Annotated in this window: 16 protein-coding genes; 7 read left to right on the plus strand and 9 right to left on the minus strand. The window is 61.8% G+C overall.

Translation table 11 applies throughout. The annotated features are described in order from the left end of the window. Positions 1-3 precede the first annotated feature (3 nt). From ACOKS3_RS28965 to ACOKS3_RS28975, 3 genes are all read right to left on the minus strand, one after another. A complete protein-coding gene (locus ACOKS3_RS28965; RefSeq protein ID WP_103448447.1) occupies positions 4-2,292 on the minus strand; it encodes an ABC transporter permease subunit in 2,289 nt (762 codons plus the stop codon). Positions 2,293-2,431: 139 nt separating this feature from the next. Continuing rightward, a complete protein-coding gene (locus tag ACOKS3_RS28970; protein WP_103448446.1) occupies positions 2,432-3,430 on the minus strand; it encodes a phosphate ABC transporter substrate-binding protein PstS in 999 nt (332 codons plus the stop codon). Between the two features lie 174 nt (positions 3,431-3,604). Continuing rightward, a complete protein-coding gene (locus ACOKS3_RS28975) occupies positions 3,605-4,894 on the minus strand; it encodes an MFS transporter (RefSeq protein ID WP_103448445.1) in 1,290 nt (429 codons plus the stop codon). A 358-nt stretch (positions 4,895-5,252) separates the two neighbouring features. Between ACOKS3_RS28975 and ACOKS3_RS28980 the strand changes: the two genes are divergently transcribed. Next, on the plus strand, positions 5,253-5,651 hold the full coding sequence (locus tag ACOKS3_RS28980; RefSeq protein ID WP_027917060.1) for an acyl-CoA thioesterase: 399 nt from the start codon (positions 5,253-5,255) through the stop codon (positions 5,649-5,651). Between the two features lie 72 nt (positions 5,652-5,723). Continuing rightward, a complete protein-coding gene (locus tag ACOKS3_RS28985; protein ID WP_422763582.1) occupies positions 5,724-6,620 on the plus strand; it encodes a D-hexose-6-phosphate mutarotase in 897 nt (298 codons plus the stop codon). 62 nt (positions 6,621-6,682) lie between these two features. Here ACOKS3_RS28985 and ACOKS3_RS28990 read toward each other — a convergent pair whose 3' ends face one another. The 4 genes from ACOKS3_RS28990 to purE form a co-directional block, all read right to left on the minus strand. Next, entirely contained in the window at positions 6,683-7,216 is a 534-nt protein-coding gene (locus ACOKS3_RS28990) for a DUF3299 domain-containing protein (RefSeq protein WP_422763583.1), read from the minus strand. A gap of 49 nt (positions 7,217-7,265) precedes the next feature. Continuing rightward, positions 7,266-7,511 carry a GlsB/YeaQ/YmgE family stress response membrane protein gene (locus ACOKS3_RS28995; RefSeq protein WP_060507722.1) on the minus strand — a complete coding sequence of 82 codons (246 nt, stop codon included), beginning with the start codon at positions 7,509-7,511 and terminating at the stop codon, positions 7,266-7,268. A gap of 97 nt (positions 7,512-7,608) precedes the next feature. Then, positions 7,609-8,691, minus strand: coding sequence for a 5-(carboxyamino)imidazole ribonucleotide synthase (locus ACOKS3_RS29000; RefSeq protein WP_422763584.1), 1,083 nt, complete (start codon positions 8,689-8,691; stop codon positions 7,609-7,611). A gap of 10 nt (positions 8,692-8,701) precedes the next feature. After that, entirely contained in the window at positions 8,702-9,193 is a 492-nt protein-coding gene (purE, locus tag ACOKS3_RS29005) for a 5-(carboxyamino)imidazole ribonucleotide mutase (RefSeq protein WP_103448441.1), read from the minus strand. 270 nt (positions 9,194-9,463) lie between these two features. Here purE and ACOKS3_RS29010 point away from each other — a divergent pair, with 270 nt between their 5' ends. Then, on the plus strand, positions 9,464-10,081 hold the full coding sequence (locus ACOKS3_RS29010) for a hypothetical protein (RefSeq protein ID WP_422763585.1): 618 nt from the start codon (positions 9,464-9,466) through the stop codon (positions 10,079-10,081). A 10-nt stretch (positions 10,082-10,091) separates the two neighbouring features. Here the strand turns inward: ACOKS3_RS29010 and ACOKS3_RS29015 are convergent, their stop codons facing one another. Next, positions 10,092-10,997: a LysR substrate-binding domain-containing protein gene (locus ACOKS3_RS29015; RefSeq protein ID WP_103448439.1), complete on the minus strand. Its 906-nt coding sequence runs from the start codon at positions 10,995-10,997 to the stop codon at positions 10,092-10,094. Between the two features lie 182 nt (positions 10,998-11,179). On the opposite strand from ACOKS3_RS29015, the gene aspA reads away from it, so the two are divergent. The 4 genes from aspA to ACOKS3_RS29035 all read left to right on the plus strand — a co-directional run bounded on the left by aspA (position 11,180) and on the right by ACOKS3_RS29035 (position 16,043). Then, positions 11,180-12,604 (plus strand): aspartate ammonia-lyase, encoded by a 1,425-nt coding sequence (aspA, locus tag ACOKS3_RS29020; RefSeq protein ID WP_027917067.1) that lies wholly within the window; start codon positions 11,180-11,182, stop codon positions 12,602-12,604. Between the two features lie 182 nt (positions 12,605-12,786). Then, positions 12,787-13,779 (plus strand): AraC family transcriptional regulator, encoded by a 993-nt coding sequence (locus ACOKS3_RS29025; RefSeq protein WP_103448438.1) that lies wholly within the window; start codon positions 12,787-12,789, stop codon positions 13,777-13,779. 117 nt (positions 13,780-13,896) lie between these two features. Beyond that, positions 13,897-14,937 carry a histone deacetylase family protein gene (locus ACOKS3_RS29030; RefSeq protein WP_103448437.1) on the plus strand — a complete coding sequence of 347 codons (1,041 nt, stop codon included), beginning with the start codon at positions 13,897-13,899 and terminating at the stop codon, positions 14,935-14,937. A 2-nt stretch (positions 14,938-14,939) separates the two neighbouring features. Continuing rightward, on the plus strand, positions 14,940-16,043 hold the full coding sequence (locus tag ACOKS3_RS29035) for a polyamine ABC transporter substrate-binding protein (protein WP_103448436.1): 1,104 nt from the start codon (positions 14,940-14,942) through the stop codon (positions 16,041-16,043). Positions 16,044-16,074: 31 nt separating this feature from the next. On the opposite strand, the gene pdxR is transcribed toward ACOKS3_RS29035, so the two are convergent. Continuing rightward, positions 16,075-17,604: a MocR-like pyridoxine biosynthesis transcription factor PdxR gene (gene pdxR, locus ACOKS3_RS29040; protein WP_422763586.1), complete on the minus strand. Its 1,530-nt coding sequence runs from the start codon at positions 17,602-17,604 to the stop codon at positions 16,075-16,077. Positions 17,605-17,662: the final 58 nt, after the last annotated feature.

Raw genomic sequence — 17,662 nt, forward strand, 5'->3', positions numbered from 1 at the left:
CTATCAAAGCGACGAGTATTTCTTGCGCAGACGCTGGCGAATCAGCTCGGCCAAGGTGTTCATGACGAAGGTGAACATCAGCAGCACGAGGGCGGCGAGGAACAGCACGCGATAGTGGCTGCCGCCGACTTCCGACTCAGGCATTTCCACCGCCACGTTGGCGGCCAGGGTGCGCATGCCTTCGAACAGGTTCAGTTCCATCACCGGAGTGTTGCCGGTGGCCATCAGCACGATCATGGTCTCGCCCACCGCACGGCCCATGCCGATCATCAGCGCCGAGAAGATGCCCGGGCTGGCAGTGAGGATGACCACGCGGGTCAGGGTCTGCCACGGCGTGGCACCCAGGGCCAGAGAGCCCAGGGTCAGGCTGCGCGGCACGCTGAACACGGCGTCTTCGGCGATCGAGTAGATGTTCGGGATGACCGCGAAGCCCATGGCGATACCTACCACCATGGCGTTGCGCTGGTCATAGCGCAGGCCGAGGGTGTGCTCGATCCACAGACGCATGTCACCGCCGAAGAACCAGCTTTCCAGGTACGGGCTGACAGCCAGGGCCATCCAGCCGATCGCCAGGATCACCGGGATCAAGATTGCCGCTTCCCAGCCATCCGGGATGCGCAGGCGGATCGACTCTGGCAGGCGGCTCCAGGTATAGCCTGCCAGCAGAATGCCGATGGGCATGATCAGGAACAGGCTGAATACGCCGGGCAGGTGGCCTTCCAGGTACGGGGCTAGGAACAGGCCGGCGAAGAAGCCGAGGATCACCGTCGGCATCGCTTCCATCAGTTCGATCACCGGCTTGACCTTGCGGCGCATGCCCGGGGCCATGAAGTAGGCGGTGTAGATGGCAGCGGCAATGGCCAGCGGGGCCGCCAGGATCATTGCGTAGAACGCGGCCTTGAGGGTACCGAAGGTCAGCGGCGACAGGCTCAGCTTAGGCTCGAAGTCGGTGTTCGAGGCGGTCGACTGCCAGACGTATTTAGGCTCGTCGTAGTTTTCGTACCAGACCTTGCCCCACAGCGCACTGAAGGAAATTTCCGGGTGCGGGTTGCGCAGGCTCAGCGGCAGCAGCTTGCCGCCTTCTTCGATGATGATGCGGTTGGCTCGCGGCGACAGGGCCAGGATGCCTGCACCTTCGGCAGCCTGCTCGACCAGCAGTGTGCGGTGCGCGGTACTGTGGAACACGCCGAGCTTGCCGTCGGAGTCCAGGGCGATGAAGCCCTTGCGGCGCTCTTCGGCGTCGATCTGCGCGATCGGTGCCTTGCCCAACTGGAAGGTCCGGATCTGCTTGAAGCGCTGCTCGCCATCCGGGTCGCGGGCCATGAACCACTGGGCCAGGCCGCCCTTGGAGTCACCGATGATCAGCGAGATGCCGCCCACCAGCTGGGCGGTGGCGGTGACTTCGGTGTCGGCGCTTTCGGCCAGCTTGTAGCGGCCATTGAGGCTCTTGTCGCGCAGGCTGAAGACATCGGCGGTGGCGCGACCGTTGATCACGTACAACCACTGCTGACGCGGGTCGATGAAGATGTTCTTCACCGCTTCGGTCATCTGCGGCAATTCGATGCGGTTCTGCTCGGTGCTGGTCTCACCGGTCAGCATGTTTTCAGTCTGCGACAGCTCGACCACTTGCAGGTGCGCACCGGTGGAACCGGCCAGCACCAGGGTTTCGCCGTTGACGTTGACGCTCACGTGCTCCAGCGCACGGCCCTGCTCATCGAGCACGAACGGCGCCTGGCCGTACGGGTAGTCGATACCTGGGGTGATGGTCTTCTTGTTGTCCGGGTAGGTGATCTTGTAGGTGTGGTGGAACACCAGTGCCTGACCATTGGACAGGCCGAGCACGATCAGCGGGCTACCCGGCTGGTCGGCGCTGATCGAAGTGACCTGGGTACCTGCCGGCACTGGCAGATCGACATGCTTGAGTTCTTTACCGCCTTTGGTGTCGAAGAAAATGGCCTGACCCTTGTCCGAAACGCGCATGCCAACCAGGTTCTGCTCTTCAAGGGCGATCATCAGTGGCTTGCCGGCATCCTGTTGCAACCAGGTCGGCTCCAGGGCTTTTTTGCTGGTCAGCTCGGCACCCTGGAACAGTGGCAGCACCACATAAGCCAGGTAGAAGAAGATCAGCGTGATAGCTGCCAATACGGCTAGCCCGCCCACCAGTACATACCAGCGGGTCAGGCGATCCTTGAGGGCGCGCATCCGGCGCTTGCGTTGCAGCTCGGGCGTATTGAAGTCAATCCGCACGGGCGGGGAGTTTGGGGTCATTGTGGAATTGGCCAGATCATTCATGCGCACACCCTAGCGGTCCCGTATGACAAAAACATGACAGTGAGTTGACGCAAAAAAGCCCGCCGCACAGGAACCCTGGCACCGGACTGGAAAGTCGTGGAAGAGGCCGGGCATCAGCACCGGCCTCATCCTCAGTTAGTTACTTCTTTGCAACATTGTCCGAGTGGGACAGGCCCAGGTCAGCCAGGGTCTTGTCGACCACTTTGGCCGGCAGCGGGATGTAGCCATCCTTCACCACGACCTGCTGGCCAGCTTGCGACAGCACCAGCTTGACGAACTCGGCTTCCAGCGGGGCCAGAGGCTTGTTTGGCGCCTTGTTGACGTACACATACAGGAAGCGCGACAGCGGGTACGAGCCGTTCAGGGCGTTGGCTTCGTTGTCTTCGATGAACTCGCCGCCTTCTTTCTTGGCCAGGGCCACGGTCTTGACGCTGGCAGTCTTGTAACCGATGCCCGAGTAGCCAATGCCGTTCAGCGAGGAGCTGATCGACTGCACGACCGAAGCCGAGCCAGGTTGTTCGTTGACGCTAGGCTTGAAGTCGCCTTTGCACAGGGCTTCTTCCTTGAAGTAGCCGTAGGTGCCCGATACCGAGTTGCGGCCGAACAGCTGAACCGGCTTGTTGGCCAGGTCGCCGGTCACGCCCAGGTCACCCCAGGTCTTGACTTCGGCTTTGGCGCCGCACAGGCGGGTGGACGAGAAGATGGCATCAACCTGGGCCATGGTCAGGCCTTTGATCGGGTTGTCCTTGTGCACGAACACAGCGAGGGCGTCGACGGCAACCGGGATGGCGGTTGGCTTGTAGCCGTACTTCTGCTCGAAGGCCTGCAGCTCGACATCCTTCATCTTGCGGCTCATCGGGCCGAGGTTGGCGGTGCCTTCGGTCAGCGCGGGTGGCGCAGTCGAGGAACCGGCAGCCTGAATCTGGATGTTTACGTTCGGATATTCCTTTTTGTAGGCCTCAGCCCACAGAGTCATCAAGTTCGCGAGCGTGTCGGAACCGACGCTGGAGAGGTTGCCCGATACACCGGTGGTCTTGGTGTAGGTCGGGATTGCAGGGTCGACAGCGGCTACCGCGTTGGCGGTCGCAACGCCAGCGGCGACAAAGGTCAGGGCCGCCATCAAACGCTTCAGTTTCATGCCTTGCTCCTAGCAGGAATATTTGGGGTGTTGGATGGAACGGGGCCAAGTATCTGCAGGCCGCATGAATACGATATGACTCAAATGTGACAAATGGATGAAAGGCCATCACTGAAAACAGGAGTGGCCTCTTCGCGACTGAAGCCGCGAAGAGGCCAGCAGTCTCGGTGCAGATCAGCGCTTGTTGGCGAGCAGGTACAGACCCACCATCAGACCAACGGCACAAAGACCTGCCACATAGTAGGCAGGTGCCATCGGGCTCACCTTGAGGAGCGCCGTCACGACCATCGGCGTCAGGCCACCAAAGATGGCGTAGGCCACGTTGTAGGAGAACGACAACCCGCTAAAGCGCACCACCGCCGGGAACGCCTTGACCATCACGTACGGCACCGCGCCGATCACACCCACGCACAAGCCGGTCACTGCATACAGCGGGAACAGCAGCTCAGGATGGGTCGGCAGGCTGTGGTAGAAGGTCCAGGAGCTGGCCAGCAGCAGCAGGCTGCCGATCACGAACACCCGGCCCGCACCGAAGCGGTCGGCCAGGCTGCCGGCGCCGATGCAGCCGAAGCTGAGCAGCACGATTGCCAGGCTGTTGGCCTTGAGCGAATCGGTGGGGCTGACGTGGTAGATGCTCTGCAGCAACGCCGGGGTCATCAGGATCACTACGACGATGCCGGCAGACAGCATCCAGGTCAGCAGCATCGACAGGATGATCGGGCCACGGTGGTCGCGCAGCACCGCGCGCAGCGGCAGCTCTTCGGCCAGGGCCTTGCGCTGCTGCATCTCGGCGAACACCGGGGTTTCGTGCAGCCAGCGGCGCAGGTACACCGAGAACAGGCCGAACACACCGCCGAGCAGGAACGGGATACGCCAGGCGTAGTCAGCCACTTCCTCGGCGCTGTAGAGGGTGTTGATCAGGGTCGCCACCAGCGAACCGAGCAGGATGCCCGCCGTCAGGCCCGCGGTCAGGGTCCCGCAGGCGTAGCCGGTGTTGCGCTCCGGCACATGCTCGGAGACGAACACCCAGGCGCCCGGTACCTCGCCACCGATGGCCGCGCCCTGGATCACCCGCATCAGCAGCAACAGGATCGGCGCCCACAGGCCGATCTGCGCATACGTCGGCAGCAGGCCCATGATCAGGGTCGGCAACGCCATCATGAAGATGCTCAGGGTGAACATCTTCTTGCGCCCGAGCAGGTCGCCGAAGTGGGCCATGACGATGCCACCCAGCGGTCGTGCCAGGTAGCCGGCGGCGAAAATGCCGAAGGTCTGCATCAGGCGTAGCCACTCAGGCATGTCGGCGGGGAAGAACAGCTTGCCGACCACCGTGGCGAAGAACACGAAGATGATGAAGTCGTAGAACTCCAGGGCTCCGCCCAGGGCGGACAGTGAGAGGGTCTTGTAGTCACTGCGGGTCAGCGGCCGCGTGGGCTGCTCGATACTGCTCGGCACGGAGGTCATCGCTCTTCGTTCTCTTGTAGGTCATGCAGGCCGCTTGGCACGCGGCTTCTGGATTGGGGCGAGGAGCGAAGATAGCAAATTGCCGAGCTGCGCTGAAAGCGATACAAAATCCATACACATATTCATAAATACGCGGTCGTCGCTGGGCGATTGGCTATATATACTGGCCGTTCGTAGGAAAAGGTTGCCTTAACCTGGGAAGTTGTGCGAAAACGCCGGTCGTGATGTCAGACGGTTTCGCAGAGTTTCCCTACGGCCGCCCAGCGAAACGGAATCGGCGTAGTATGTTGTCAGCTGAATCGTTTTCCCGGCCTTGCGCCACACCAACGAAAGCGTCACGGGTCAGAGGCCCCATCGCATGATTGAGCTCGAACAAGAAGATCCTATCCCGCAAGGCGACCTGGCCTTGCAGATCACCGCGCTGCCGCGCGAAACCAATGGCTTCGGCGACATCTTCGGCGGCTGGCTGGTCGCGCAGATGGACCTGGCCGGCACCGCCATGGCCAGCCGCGTCGCCGGTGGCCGAGTGGCCACGGTATCCATCGACCGCATGGCATTCCTGGTGCCGGTGGCCGTTGGCGCACAACTGTCGTTCTATACCCAGACCCTGGAAATCGGCCGCAGCTCGATCCGCATGATGGTCGAGGTGTGGAGTGACGACCCGCTGTCCAGCGAGTGGCGCAAGGTTACCGAAGCGACATTCGTGTTCGTCGCCATCGATGGCAGTGGCCGAACCCGCTCGGTGCCTCGTCGCTGAGCCTCGCGAGCGGTAAACTCATTGCACGTCACCGGGTCCAAGGGCCCACAGGCAATCAATGAGACGAGCGTAATGGCTACCTTCAAGGTCGAATCCGAGCAACACGGCGAACTCAACTGCTGGCGCATCAGCAGCGACCGCGCCGAACTACTGATCGCCCAGCAGGGCGCGCAGATCCTCAGCTACCAGCGTGTTGGCGAGCCACCGCTGCTGTGGCTGAGCGACCAGGCCATCTTCCGCCAAGGCAAATCGGTGCGTGCCGGTGTGCCGGTGTGCTGGCCGTGGTTTGGCAACTTGCAGCGCAATCCCGCATCCGTGCAGGACATGTACTGTGGCAAGCAGGCTCCCGCCCATGGCTTGGCGCGTACGCGTGACTGGCAGTTGCTGGGCGTCGAAGAAAAAGGCGATGACCTGCACATCGAATTCGAGCTGCCCCAGGCCCAGGGCGAGCTACTGGGCTGGTCACATGATGTCGAGCTGAAGCTGCAGATCGTACTGGGTGATGAGCTCAGCGTATCTTTGAATAACCGCAACATGGGCAACAGCCCCGTGACCATCAGCCAGGCCCTGCACAGTTACTTTGCCGTCAGCGACGTGCGCCAGGCGTGGGTCGAAGAGGTCGAAGGGCTGCAGTACATCGAAACCCTGGCTGACTGGGAACAGCGCCAGCAGCAGGGTGCGTTGGGCTTTGCCGGGGAAACTGACCGGATCTACCTGGATACGCCGCAGAAGCTGAGCATTGTCGATCCGTACTGGGAGCGGCGGATCACCCTGACCTGCACCGGGTCGCGCTCAGCGGTGATCTGGAATCCTTGGACCGAGCGGGCCAAGGAGCTGGCGGACATGGCCGATGACGGCTGGCAGCGGATGCTGTGCATCGAGACGGCGAATGTCTGGGATGATGTACTGGAACTCAAGCCCGGGGCCAGTCATTCGCTGCAGGTCAGGATCGCTAGCACAGCGATTTGATTGCTGCTTTGGCAGGCCTGGCCTCTTCGCGGGCTTCCCCGCGAAGGGGCCGGTACAGGCGATCAGAGGTCGGCGTCTTCCACCACCCTCACCTTCCCCGCATCCAGCGCATAGGCCGCATCGGCCAGGTCATTGCTGACCTTCTCCACCTTCAGTTTGCCGCTGACCCAAAGCGGCGTATAGATGTCATCGATCTTCAGGCCCTTCGGATACCGCACCAGTACCAACTGGTTGGGCGGCGGCGGCGGCAAGTGGATGCATGCGCCTGGGTAAGGCACAAGGAAGAACAACGTGCTGTTGCCCTTGGCATCGCTTTCCAGCGGCACCGGGTAGCCGCCCAGGCGGATGTCCTTGCCGTCCATGGCGGCCACGGTCTTGGTCGAATACATCACCGCCGGCAGGCCCTTGCTCTGCTTCAGGCCGCCCTTGGCGGTGAAGGTGCCATTGGCTTCCGGCGAGTTGTGGTCGATTTCGGGCATCTCTTCGAGCGCCTTCTGGTCCGACTTGGGCATCAGCTCCAGCCAGTCGGTTTCGGGCAGTTCGGCATGGGCCAGGGTACTGGCCAGAAGCAACGGAATGAGGAAAAAGGCACGCATGGAAATGCTCGGCAACTCGGGATGAATTGCCGGGCATTCTAACCAGTATTCAGCGTTTCTTGATGAATCCGTAGATCACCAGAAGGATGATCGCACCAACCAGCGCACCGATGAATCCTGCGGCCTGGCCCGCCTGGTAGATCCCCAGTGCCTGGCCGCCATAGGTGGCGAGCAGGGAGCCGGCGATACCCAGCAGAATGGTCATGATCCAGCCCATGCTGTCGTCGCCCGGCTTGAGGAAGCGAGCCAGCAGGCCGACGATGAGGCCGATGAAGATGGTTCCAATGATGCCCATGGCAATCCCTCTGAAGTGAAGATGGAACAAGCCAAAGCCTAGACAGCGGTTTGGCTTGTTGCCATTTTCAGAGGGCAGACCCCGAGCAGAAGTTCGATCAGTTGCTGATCAATGCTTCCACTTCGGCAATCTTGGCGTTCAGGCTGACCATGTCCTGGCAGCGCAGGGTGGCGTGGCCGACCTTGCGCCCGACCTTGAAGGCCTTGCCATAGTGGTGCAGGTGGCAGCCGTCAATGGCCACGACCTTTTCAACCGCCGGCACTTCGCCGATGAAGTTGAGCATGGCGCTTTCACCGACCTTGGCAGTCGAGCCCAGCGGCAGGCCGGCCACGGCGCGCAGGTGGTTCTCGAACTGGCTGCACTCGGCGCCTTCGATGGTCCAGTGCCCGGAGTTATGCACACGCGGGGCGATTTCGTTGGCCTTCAGGCCACCGTCGACTTCGAAGAACTCGAAGGCCATCACGCCGACGTAGTCCAGCTGTTTGAGCACGCGGCCGACATAGTCTTCGGCCAGCCCCTGCAGCGGGTGCGCCTGGCTGGCCACCGACAGTTTCAGGATGCCGCTCTCGTGGGTGTTGTGCACCAACGGATAGAAACGGGTTTCGCCATCGCGGGCACGCACCGCCACCAGCGATACTTCGCCAGTGAACGGCACGAAGCCTTCCAGCAGGCAAGGTACGCTGCCCAGCTCGGCGAAGGTGCCAACCACGTCTTCCGGCGAGCGCAGAACCTTCTGGCCCTTGCCGTCGTAGCCCAGGGTGCGGGTCTTCAGCACGGCCGGCAGGCCGATGCTGGCGACCGCTGCGTCGAGGTCCGCCTGCGAGAGGATGTCGGCGAAGGCCGGGGTCGGGATGCCCAGGTCGCGGAACATGCTCTTCTCGAACAGGCGATCGCGGGCGATGCGCAGCGCTTCGGCACTCGGATAGACCGGGACGAACTGCGACAGGAAAGCCACGGTCTCGGCCGGGACGCTCTCGAATTCGAAGGTCACCAGGTCGACTTCGTCGGCCAGCTGGCGCAGGTGGTCCTGGTCGCCATAGTCGGCACGCAGGTGCTCGCCCAGCGTGGCCGCACAGGCGTCCGACGCCGGGTCGAGGAAGGCGAAGTTCATGCCCAGCGGGGTGCCCGCCAGGGCCAGCATGCGGCCCAGCTGGCCGCCACCGATTACACCGATCTTCATGGGTTCAGCCTCAAGCCTGGCGCGGGTCTGGATTGTCCAGCACGGTGTCGGTCTGCTCGCTGCGGAACTGCTTCAGCGCCGCGTGGTACTGCGGGTACTTGGCACCGAGGATGCTCGCCGACAGCAGAGCGGCGTTGACGGCGCCAGCACGGCCGATGGCCAGGGTGGCAACCGGCACGCCGGCAGGCATCTGCACGATCGACAGCAGCGAATCGACGCCCGACAGCATCGACGACTGGACAGGCACGCCCAGCACCGGCAGGTGGGTCTTGGCGGCACACATGCCTGGCAGGTGGGCAGCGCCACCGGCACCCGCAATGATCACCTCGATGCCACGCCCTTCGGCCTCTTCGGCGTACTGGAAAAGCAAGTCCGGGGTGCGGTGGGCGGAAACCACCTTCACTTCGTAGGGAATGCCGAGTTTTTCCAGCATATCGGCGGTGTGGCTAAGGGTGGACCAATCGGACTTGGAGCCCATGATCACGCCAACCAGTGCACTCATCGTCGAGCCTCTCCTGCAAGCGCCTTCTGGCGCGCTAAAAGCAACAAGCCACGCAGGTGGACCGGCGTGGCTTGTCATACGGATTCTGAATCGACCGGGTCGGTCGAAGGCGCGGGATTGTAGCGTATTTCTGGGCGGGCCGCCCACCCCCATAAGCACATGTCGGATCAAAGGGCAAGCTGTCTCGCGGGACAAGTTTTTCCCACTGCTGTACGAATCGGCGGCTGCAAGAGGATAGGACTTCGATGTTCAACTTTTCAGGAGCTAGAAATGACCAAGCGATTCCTTGCTGCACTGACTTTCAACATAACGATGGCACTGCAGGCAGCCCCTGCCTGGGCGGCGAAATCGCTGATAGTAACCCTCTATCCCCATGATGAACTGGGAGACATCAGTGACAACAAGATACGTCAGGATTTCGTACAGCCCTGGCTGAACGAAATGCGCGAATTAAGCAACCATTCGATTGAGGTCATCTTCAAACGCAATATTGCTGGCATCACTGATATCCGGTACCGGGAGATGTCTCCAGAAGATACTTACCAAACCTTCAGCAATGCCACTCCACCGCAGTTCAGTGGACAGAAATCGGTTTTGCTGGCGCGCGATACTTTCGGCCTTAACCGTGAAGGCACAGATACCCTTGGTTTGGCGAAATTAGGCTACCCCTACGGAATCGCTTCGCTTGCTACCTACACAGCTTTGGGGCACGAACTGGGTCATATGATGACCGCAACACACGAAGCGGCAGAACTACGCTACAACCCCTGGCGTTGCGAAACTTATGTGTTTCCGCTCCGCAATTCGCTTCGGTCTAATTGCTACCGCTACAGCGACGAGAACAGAGCAAGCATTTCCAGTTACTTGAACGAAACGCTCGGTCACTGAAAAGAAAGGTTCACTCCGACGTCGGTGTGTTTTCCAGCTTGCGCCACAACAAGCGCACGTTGGCCTTACGCACCAGTGCGCAGCGATACAGGCGAATCTCCAATGGCACGTGCCACTGGCTCCCGCCACAGATTGCAAGTTCCCCGCGCTCCAGCTCGCCACGCATCGACAGACGGGGCACCCAGGCGACACCCATGCCTTCCAGCGCCATGCTCTTGAGACTGTCAGCCATGGCAGTCTCATAAACGGTAGTGTATCGCAGATTGCGTTGACGTAGCAGCAGGTTCACCGAACGCCCCAGGAAGGCACCAGCGCTATAGGCCAACAACGGCACGCTGCTGTCGGCTTCAAGGTCGAACAGCGGCTTGCCGTTGGCATCCACTGCGCACACCGGAAGCATTTCGGTGGTGCCCATGTGCAGCGAAGGGAAGATCTCGGCATCCATCTGCAGGGCAGCGTCAGGGTCATAGAACGCCAGCATCAGGTCGCAACCCCCTTCCCTTAATGCATGCACCGCATCTCCGACGTTGGTCGCGACCAGGCGGGTGGCGATGTTCAAACCATCATTGCGCAACTGGGCTACCCAGCGTGGGAAAAAGCCCGATGCCAGCGAGTGCGCGGCAGACACCTGGATCACCTCACCCTGGCCACCTTCGAGGTGATGCAAATGGCGAAGAACTTCGCTCAACTGGTCGACAACGGTACGTGCAGTGACAAGAAACAGCTGCCCTGCCTCGGTCAGCTCGATCGGTGTGCGGGAACGATTCACCAGAGTCAACCCCAGCGCCGCTTCCAGGCTACGTATACGCCGGCTGAAGGCGGGCTGGGTGACGAAACGTCGCTCGGCCGCCTGGGAAAAACTGCGGGTGGAGGCCAGGGCACTGAAGTCCTCCAGCCACTTGCTTTCGAGGTTCATGAAGCAGATCTCCCAGAGCGCACCAAAATGGAACACGCTCGAATGTCAATTGGCGTCACATGAAACACTATGCCGTTTGTGCATAGGTTAGCGTGCAACAGCATTGGCCGCAAAATCCGCTTCAGGCCTAGGATTGGCGCCATTCCGGCATGTGCCGGGTCAAAATCGAGATGATATCCATCATGTCCTCCGCTGCATCGTTCCGCGTCGAAAAAGATCTGCTTGGTACCCTTGAAGTCCCTGCCGATGCCTACTACGGCATCCAGACCCTGCGCGCTGCCAACAACTTCCATCTCTCCGGTGTTCCGCTGTCGCACTACCCGAAGCTGGTCGTGGCCCTGGCCATGGTCAAGCAGGCCGCTGCCGACGCCAACCGTGAGCTGGGTCACCTGAGCGATGCCAAGCACGCTGCCATCAGTGCAGCCTGCGCCCGCCTGATCAAAGGCGATTACCACGACCAGTTCGTGGTGGACATGATCCAGGGTGGTGCCGGTACTTCCACCAACATGAACGCGAACGAAGTCATCGCCAACGTCGCACTGGAGGCCATGGGCCACCAGAAGGGTGAGTACCAGTACCTGCACCCGAACAACGACGTGAACATGGCGCAGTCGACCAACGACGCCTACCCGACCGCCATCCGCCTGGGCTTGCTGCTGGGCCATGACGCCCTGCTGGCCAGCCTCGACAGCCTGATCCAGGCCTTCGCTGCCAAAGGCAAGGAATTCGACCACGTACTGAAGATGGGCCGTACCCAGCTGCAGGACGCCGTGCCAATGACCCTGGGCCAGGAATTCCGCGCCTTCGCCACCACCATGACCGAAGACTTGCAGCGCCTGCGCTCGCTGGCTCCGGAACTGCTGACCGAAATCAACCTGGGCGGTACCGCCATCGGTACCGGCATCAACGCCGACCCGGGCTACCAGGCCCTGGCCGTACAACGCCTGGCCACCATCAGCGGCCAGCCGCTGGTACCGGCTGCCGACCTGATCGAAGCCACTTCCGACATGGGTGCCTTCGTACTTTTCTCCGGCATGCTCAAGCGTACCGCGGTCAAGCTGTCGAAGATCTGCAACGACCTGCGCCTGCTGTCCAGCGGCCCACGCACCGGCATCAACGAGATCAACCTGCCAGCGCGTCAGCCAGGCAGCTCGATCATGCCAGGCAAGGTCAACCCGGTTATCCCGGAAGCGGTCAACCAGGTGGCCTTCGCCATCATGGGCAACGACCTGGCCCTGACCGTCGCCGCCGAAGGTGGCCAGCTGCAGCTGAACGTGATGGAGCCGCTGATCGCCTACAAGATCTTCGACTCGATCCGCCTGCTCCAGCGCGCCATGGACATGCTGCGCGAGCACTGCATCGTCGGCATCACTGCCAACGAACAGCGCTGCCGTGAACTGGTCGAGCACTCGATCGGCCTGGTCACCGCCCTGAACCCTTACATCGGCTACGAAAACGCCACCCGTATCGCTCGCGTTGCCCTGGAAACCGGCCGCGGCGTACTGGAACTGGTGCGTGAAGAGAAGCTGCTGGACGACGCGATGCTCGACGACATCCTGCGTCCGGAAAACATGATCGCTCCACGTCTGGTTCCGCTGAAGGCGTAACTCAGACCGCTGCAAACAGTCTCACCAGGTCGAGGGACTAGACACCTCTCAACCTTTCAAAGGCCCGAGCGCACGCTCCGGGCCTTTTTTTTCGCCTCATGAATGCCGCGCCAGCCATGCCGTGCCGGTATCGGCACACAACTTGCTCCATAATGCCTCCCAGGCCCACGGGATGACCGAGCATGCTGCACAGCCACCTGACCACCCTCAACGCGGTTTCGCTGATCCTCAACCTGTTCCGGGAAGAAGGCTGCGAGGCGACGACGTTGCTCGCCGGCAGCGGCATAGGCCCGGCCGACCTGGGCCATAGCGACGCGCGCATCACCACCCAGCAAGAGTTGCAGGTGTGCGCCAATGCCGTGGCCCGGCGCGAAGAGATCGGCCTGGAACTGGGCCGTCGCATGCATGTGTCGTGCTACGGCATGCTCGGTTACGCCCTGCTCTCCAGTGCCACTTTGGGTGACGCCCTGCGCCTGGCGCTGCATTATCCGGCACTGCTGGGAACAGTCTTCAAGCTGCGCCTGGTCGACGATGGCCAGCGCGTCTGGTTCAGCGCCAGTGAATGCCATGACAGCCCAGCCCTCGCCGCCTTCAATGCCGAGTTCTGCCTGGTGTCGCTGAAAGTGATCTGCGATGACCTGCTCGGCCGCACTCTGCCGCTGCTCGGCGCCCGCTTCGAGCACCCACGCCCCGGCTACCACGGTCTCTACACCAGCGCCTTCCAGTGCCCACTGACCTTCGACGCCGAGGACAACGCCTTTGCCTTCGAACGGCGCTGGCTGGACATGCCATTGCCGCTGGCCGATCCGATTACCCACAAGGCCATGAGTGAGCGCTGCCGGCGCCTGAACCTGGAATTCACCGGGCGCCAGGCCTGGCTTGGGCGGATCCGTCAGTTGTTGCTGCAACAACTGGACGCGGCGCCGGGCCTGGAGGGGCTGGCGCGACAGATGAACTGTTCGTCGCGGACCTTGCGTCGACACCTACAGGCGCTGGGCTGCAGTTATCAACAACTGCTCGATGAACTGCGCTTCGATCGGGCCAAGCAATTGCTGGCCGACGAACAGATGCCCATCTACAGGATCGCCGAGACCCTGGGGTTCAGCGAGACCGCGAGTTTCCGCCATGCATTCCAGCGTTGGAGCGGGGTCGCCCCCAGCCACTTCCGCGGTTGACCCGCAGTGGCCAACGAGCTTGGCCATATCGATCCCCTTTTGGCCGTTTGCGTCGTTCTCTGCCACCTGGCCGCCCGTGAAAATGGGCCCACGCCAGTCCCCCCCGGAGAACAACAAATGCTGACGATCTATTCCGATGATCACCGCCTGCACCATGGCCGCTGCGAGCTGATCGACGGCAAGCTGATGCCTTGCTTCGAAATGCCCTCACGCGCCGACCACGTCCTCGAACAAGTGAAAAAGCGCAACCTGGGCGACGTCCAGGGCCCGACCGACTTCGGCCGTGCGCCGCTGCAGCGCATTCACAGCGCCGACTATCTCGACTTCTTCCAGGGCGCCTGGGCACGCTGGGCCGCGCTCGGCCACGACGGCGACCTGCTGCCCTTCACCTGGCCCGCGCGCACCCTGCGCCAGGTCAAGCCAACCGGCCTGCATGGCGAACTGGGCTACTACAGCTTCGACGCCGGCGCACCGATCACCGCTGGCACCTGGCAAGCCGCCTACAGCGCCGCGCAGGTCGCCCTGACCGCCCAGGCTGCCATCCAGCAAGGCGCTCACTCGGCCTTCGCCCTGTGCCGGCCACCAGGGCACCACGCCGCCGCTGAAGTCATGGGTGGCTATTGCTACCTGAACAATGCTGCGATCGCCGCCCAGGCCTTCATCGACCAGGGCCGCGCCAAGGTGGCCATCCTCGACGTCGACTACCACCACGGCAACGGCACCCAGGACATCTTCTACCAGCGCAACGACGTGTACTTCGCCTCGATCCACGGCGATCCAACGGACGAATTCCCGTTCTTCCTCGGCTATGCCGATGAAACCGGTGAAGGCGCAGGTGAAGGCTGCAACATCAACTACCCACTGCCCGCCGGCAGTGACTGGGCAGCCTGGAGCGGTGCACTGGAAGACGCCTGCCAACGCATTGCCGCCTATGACGCCGACGTGCTGGTGATCTCCCTCGGCGTGGACACCTTCAAAGACGATCCGATCTCCCAGTTCAAACTGGATAGCCCGGATTACTTGGAGATGGGCAAGCGCATCGCCCAGCTCGGCAAGCCCACCCTGTTCGTGATGGAGGGTGGCTATGCTGTGGAAGAAATCGGTATCAACGCAGTCAATGTGCTGGAAGGCTTCCAGCGCGCCCAGCCAGGAGCCTGATCATGGTCCGACTCAAGCGTCTGCTCGCCCCGTTCATCGCTGCCACCCTGTTCACCGGTGCCCTGCAGGCTCACGCCGAGCAGCGCACCCTGCGTGTGTATAACTGGTTCGATTACATCACACCGCAGACCTTGAGCGACTTCCAGAAGGATAGTGGCGTCAAGCTGATCTACGACATCTTCGACACCAACGAAGCGCTCGAGGCCAAGCTGCTCACCGGCAACTCCGGCTACGACGTGGTAGTACCGTCCAACGTGTTCCTCGCCAAACAGATCGAAGCCGGGGTGTTCCAGCCGCTGGACCGCAGCAAGCTGCCGAACTGGCAACACCTGGACCCGGCGCTGATGAAGCTGATCGAGGCCAACGACCCGGGCAACAAGTTCGCCGTGCCTTACATGTACGGCACCATCCTGATCGGCTTCAACCCGGACAAGGTCAAGGCCGTGCTCGGCGACAAAGCCCCGGTCGACAGCTGGGACCTGATCTTCAAGGAAGAGAACATCGCCAAGCTCAAGCAGTGCGGCGTCGCGCTGCTCGACTCGCCGTCGGAGATCTTGCCGCTGGCCCTGCAGCACCTGGGCTTGCCCCCCAACAGTGACAAGCCGGACGACTACAAGAAGGCCGAAGCACTGTTGCTGAAGATCCGCCCGTACATCACCTACTTCCATTCCTCGAAGTACATGGCCGACATCGCCAATGGCGATATCTGCGTGGCGGTGGGCTACAGCGGCAGCTTCTCGCAGGCCGCCAACCGGGCGAAGGATGCGAAGAATGGCGTGGTGGTGGACATGCGCCTGCCCAAGGAAGGTGCACCAATCTGGTTCGACATGCTGGCGATCCCGAAGAACGCGGCAAACCCGGAGGATGCCCATGCATTCATCAACTACCTGCTGCGGCCTGAGGTGATCGCGCCGATCAGCGATTTCGTCGGCTATCCGAACCCGAACAAAGATGCTACCGACAAGGTGAGCCCGGCGATTCGCAACAACCCGAACCTGTACCCGACGGCGGAGGCGATGGCCAAGCTGTATACCCTCAAGCCGTTGACGCGTGAGGCTGAGCGGGCGCGGACCAGGGCCTGGACCCGGATCAAGTCCGGAACCTGATTTAGCACCGGGGGCCGCTGCGCGGCCCCATTCACGCTTTCCAGACCCTGCGCAATTTCAACAAGGACCCGGCAATCTCCCCTTCAGGCACCGCCGCAAACCCCAGCACCAGCCCAGCCCGCTTATCCACAGGCGCCTCGCTATCCTCCAGCCAGTAACTGCTCAGCGGGTTCACCTCCACCCCCACCGCTTCAGCTCTGGCCACCAACTCCTGCTCCCGCGCAAAGTTATCCACATCCACCTTCACATGCAGGCCCGCCGCCACCTCAGGCATCGCAGCCAGCCCAGGCACATCCACAGGCCATCCGGCCTTGAGCACATTGCGCCGGGTCAGCGCCGCCTTGCGCATGCGCCGGATGTGCCGCTGGAAGTGCCCTTGGGCCATGAATTCGGCCATCACGCACTGGGTGCCCACTTCCGAATGCCGTACCGCCAGTGCCCGCCCCTGGCTGAACGCCTGAAACAGCCGTGGTGGCAGCACCAGATAGCCCAGGCGCAATGCCGGAAAGGCGATCTTGCCAAAGGTCCCGACGTACAACACCCTCCCTTGGTGGTCGAGCGCTGCCAGCGGGGTCAAGGGCGCGCCGCTGTAACGGTATTCGCCGTCGTAGTCATCCTCGATGATCCAGCCATCGTTGCGCTCGGCCCAAGCCAGCAAGGCCAGGCGCCGCGGCAGGCTCATGGTCACGCCGGTCGGGTACTGGTGCGCCGGGGTGACATAGGCCAGCCGACAGTCCTTCAACTGCTCCAGGTGCTGGCAATCCATGCCCTCCTCGTCCACCGGCACGCCAGTCACCTTGCCACCGGCGACGGCGAAGGTATGCCCAGCGGCCCGATAACCCGGGTTTTCCACAGCCACGCCGTCGCCCGGTTGCAACAGCAACTGTGCACAAAGGCTGATGGCCTGCTGCGCACCACTGGTGATCACAATTTGTTCAGCTGTGCAGGAAAGACCACGCGATCGACGCAAGTAGGCGGCTATCAGCTCGCGTAACACTGGCTCACCGGCTGGGTCACCATAGCCCAGCTGCGCAGGCGAAGGATTGCGCCAGAAAGCCGCCTGCAGCTTGGCCCAGACGTCGAACGGGAATAAATCGAACGCCGGAATTCCGACTCGAAATGCCCTCGGCACACCGCTTTTTGGCGGCGGCAGATGGTTACTTTTCAACCGTTCCAATGGCTCACTGAAAAGCTTGTTGCTGGATAAAACCTCAGTGCTTTCCGAAGAAAATGTGGATAAGTCTGTTGATAAACCCAGGGATAACCCTGTGGACAGTTGTGTGGATAGTTTTGGCAGACGGCTCACATAAGTGCCATCCCCCACCCGGCTTTCGATGTAGCCCTCCGCATATAACTGGTCATAGGCACGCACCACGCTGTTGCGCGACAGCGCCAGCACGTTCGCCAGCTCACGCGTGGCCGGCAACCGAGTACCACTGCTCAAGCGACCATCCAGCACCCGCGCACGCAGGGCCTGGTAAAGCTGCTGGCTAAGACCACGACGACGATCAAGAACGATCCCGGCAGGATCGAAAGGCAATACGAGGGGGCGCTCGCTCATGAAATTGGACCTATCAAAACAGCCATAAATGGCTCTTACCCAGAACCAATAGCCTGCC

The organism is Pseudomonas sp. HS6-2, from assembly GCF_049325675.2.
Lineage (GTDB): Bacteria > Pseudomonadota > Gammaproteobacteria > Pseudomonadales > Pseudomonadaceae > Aquipseudomonas > Aquipseudomonas putida_N.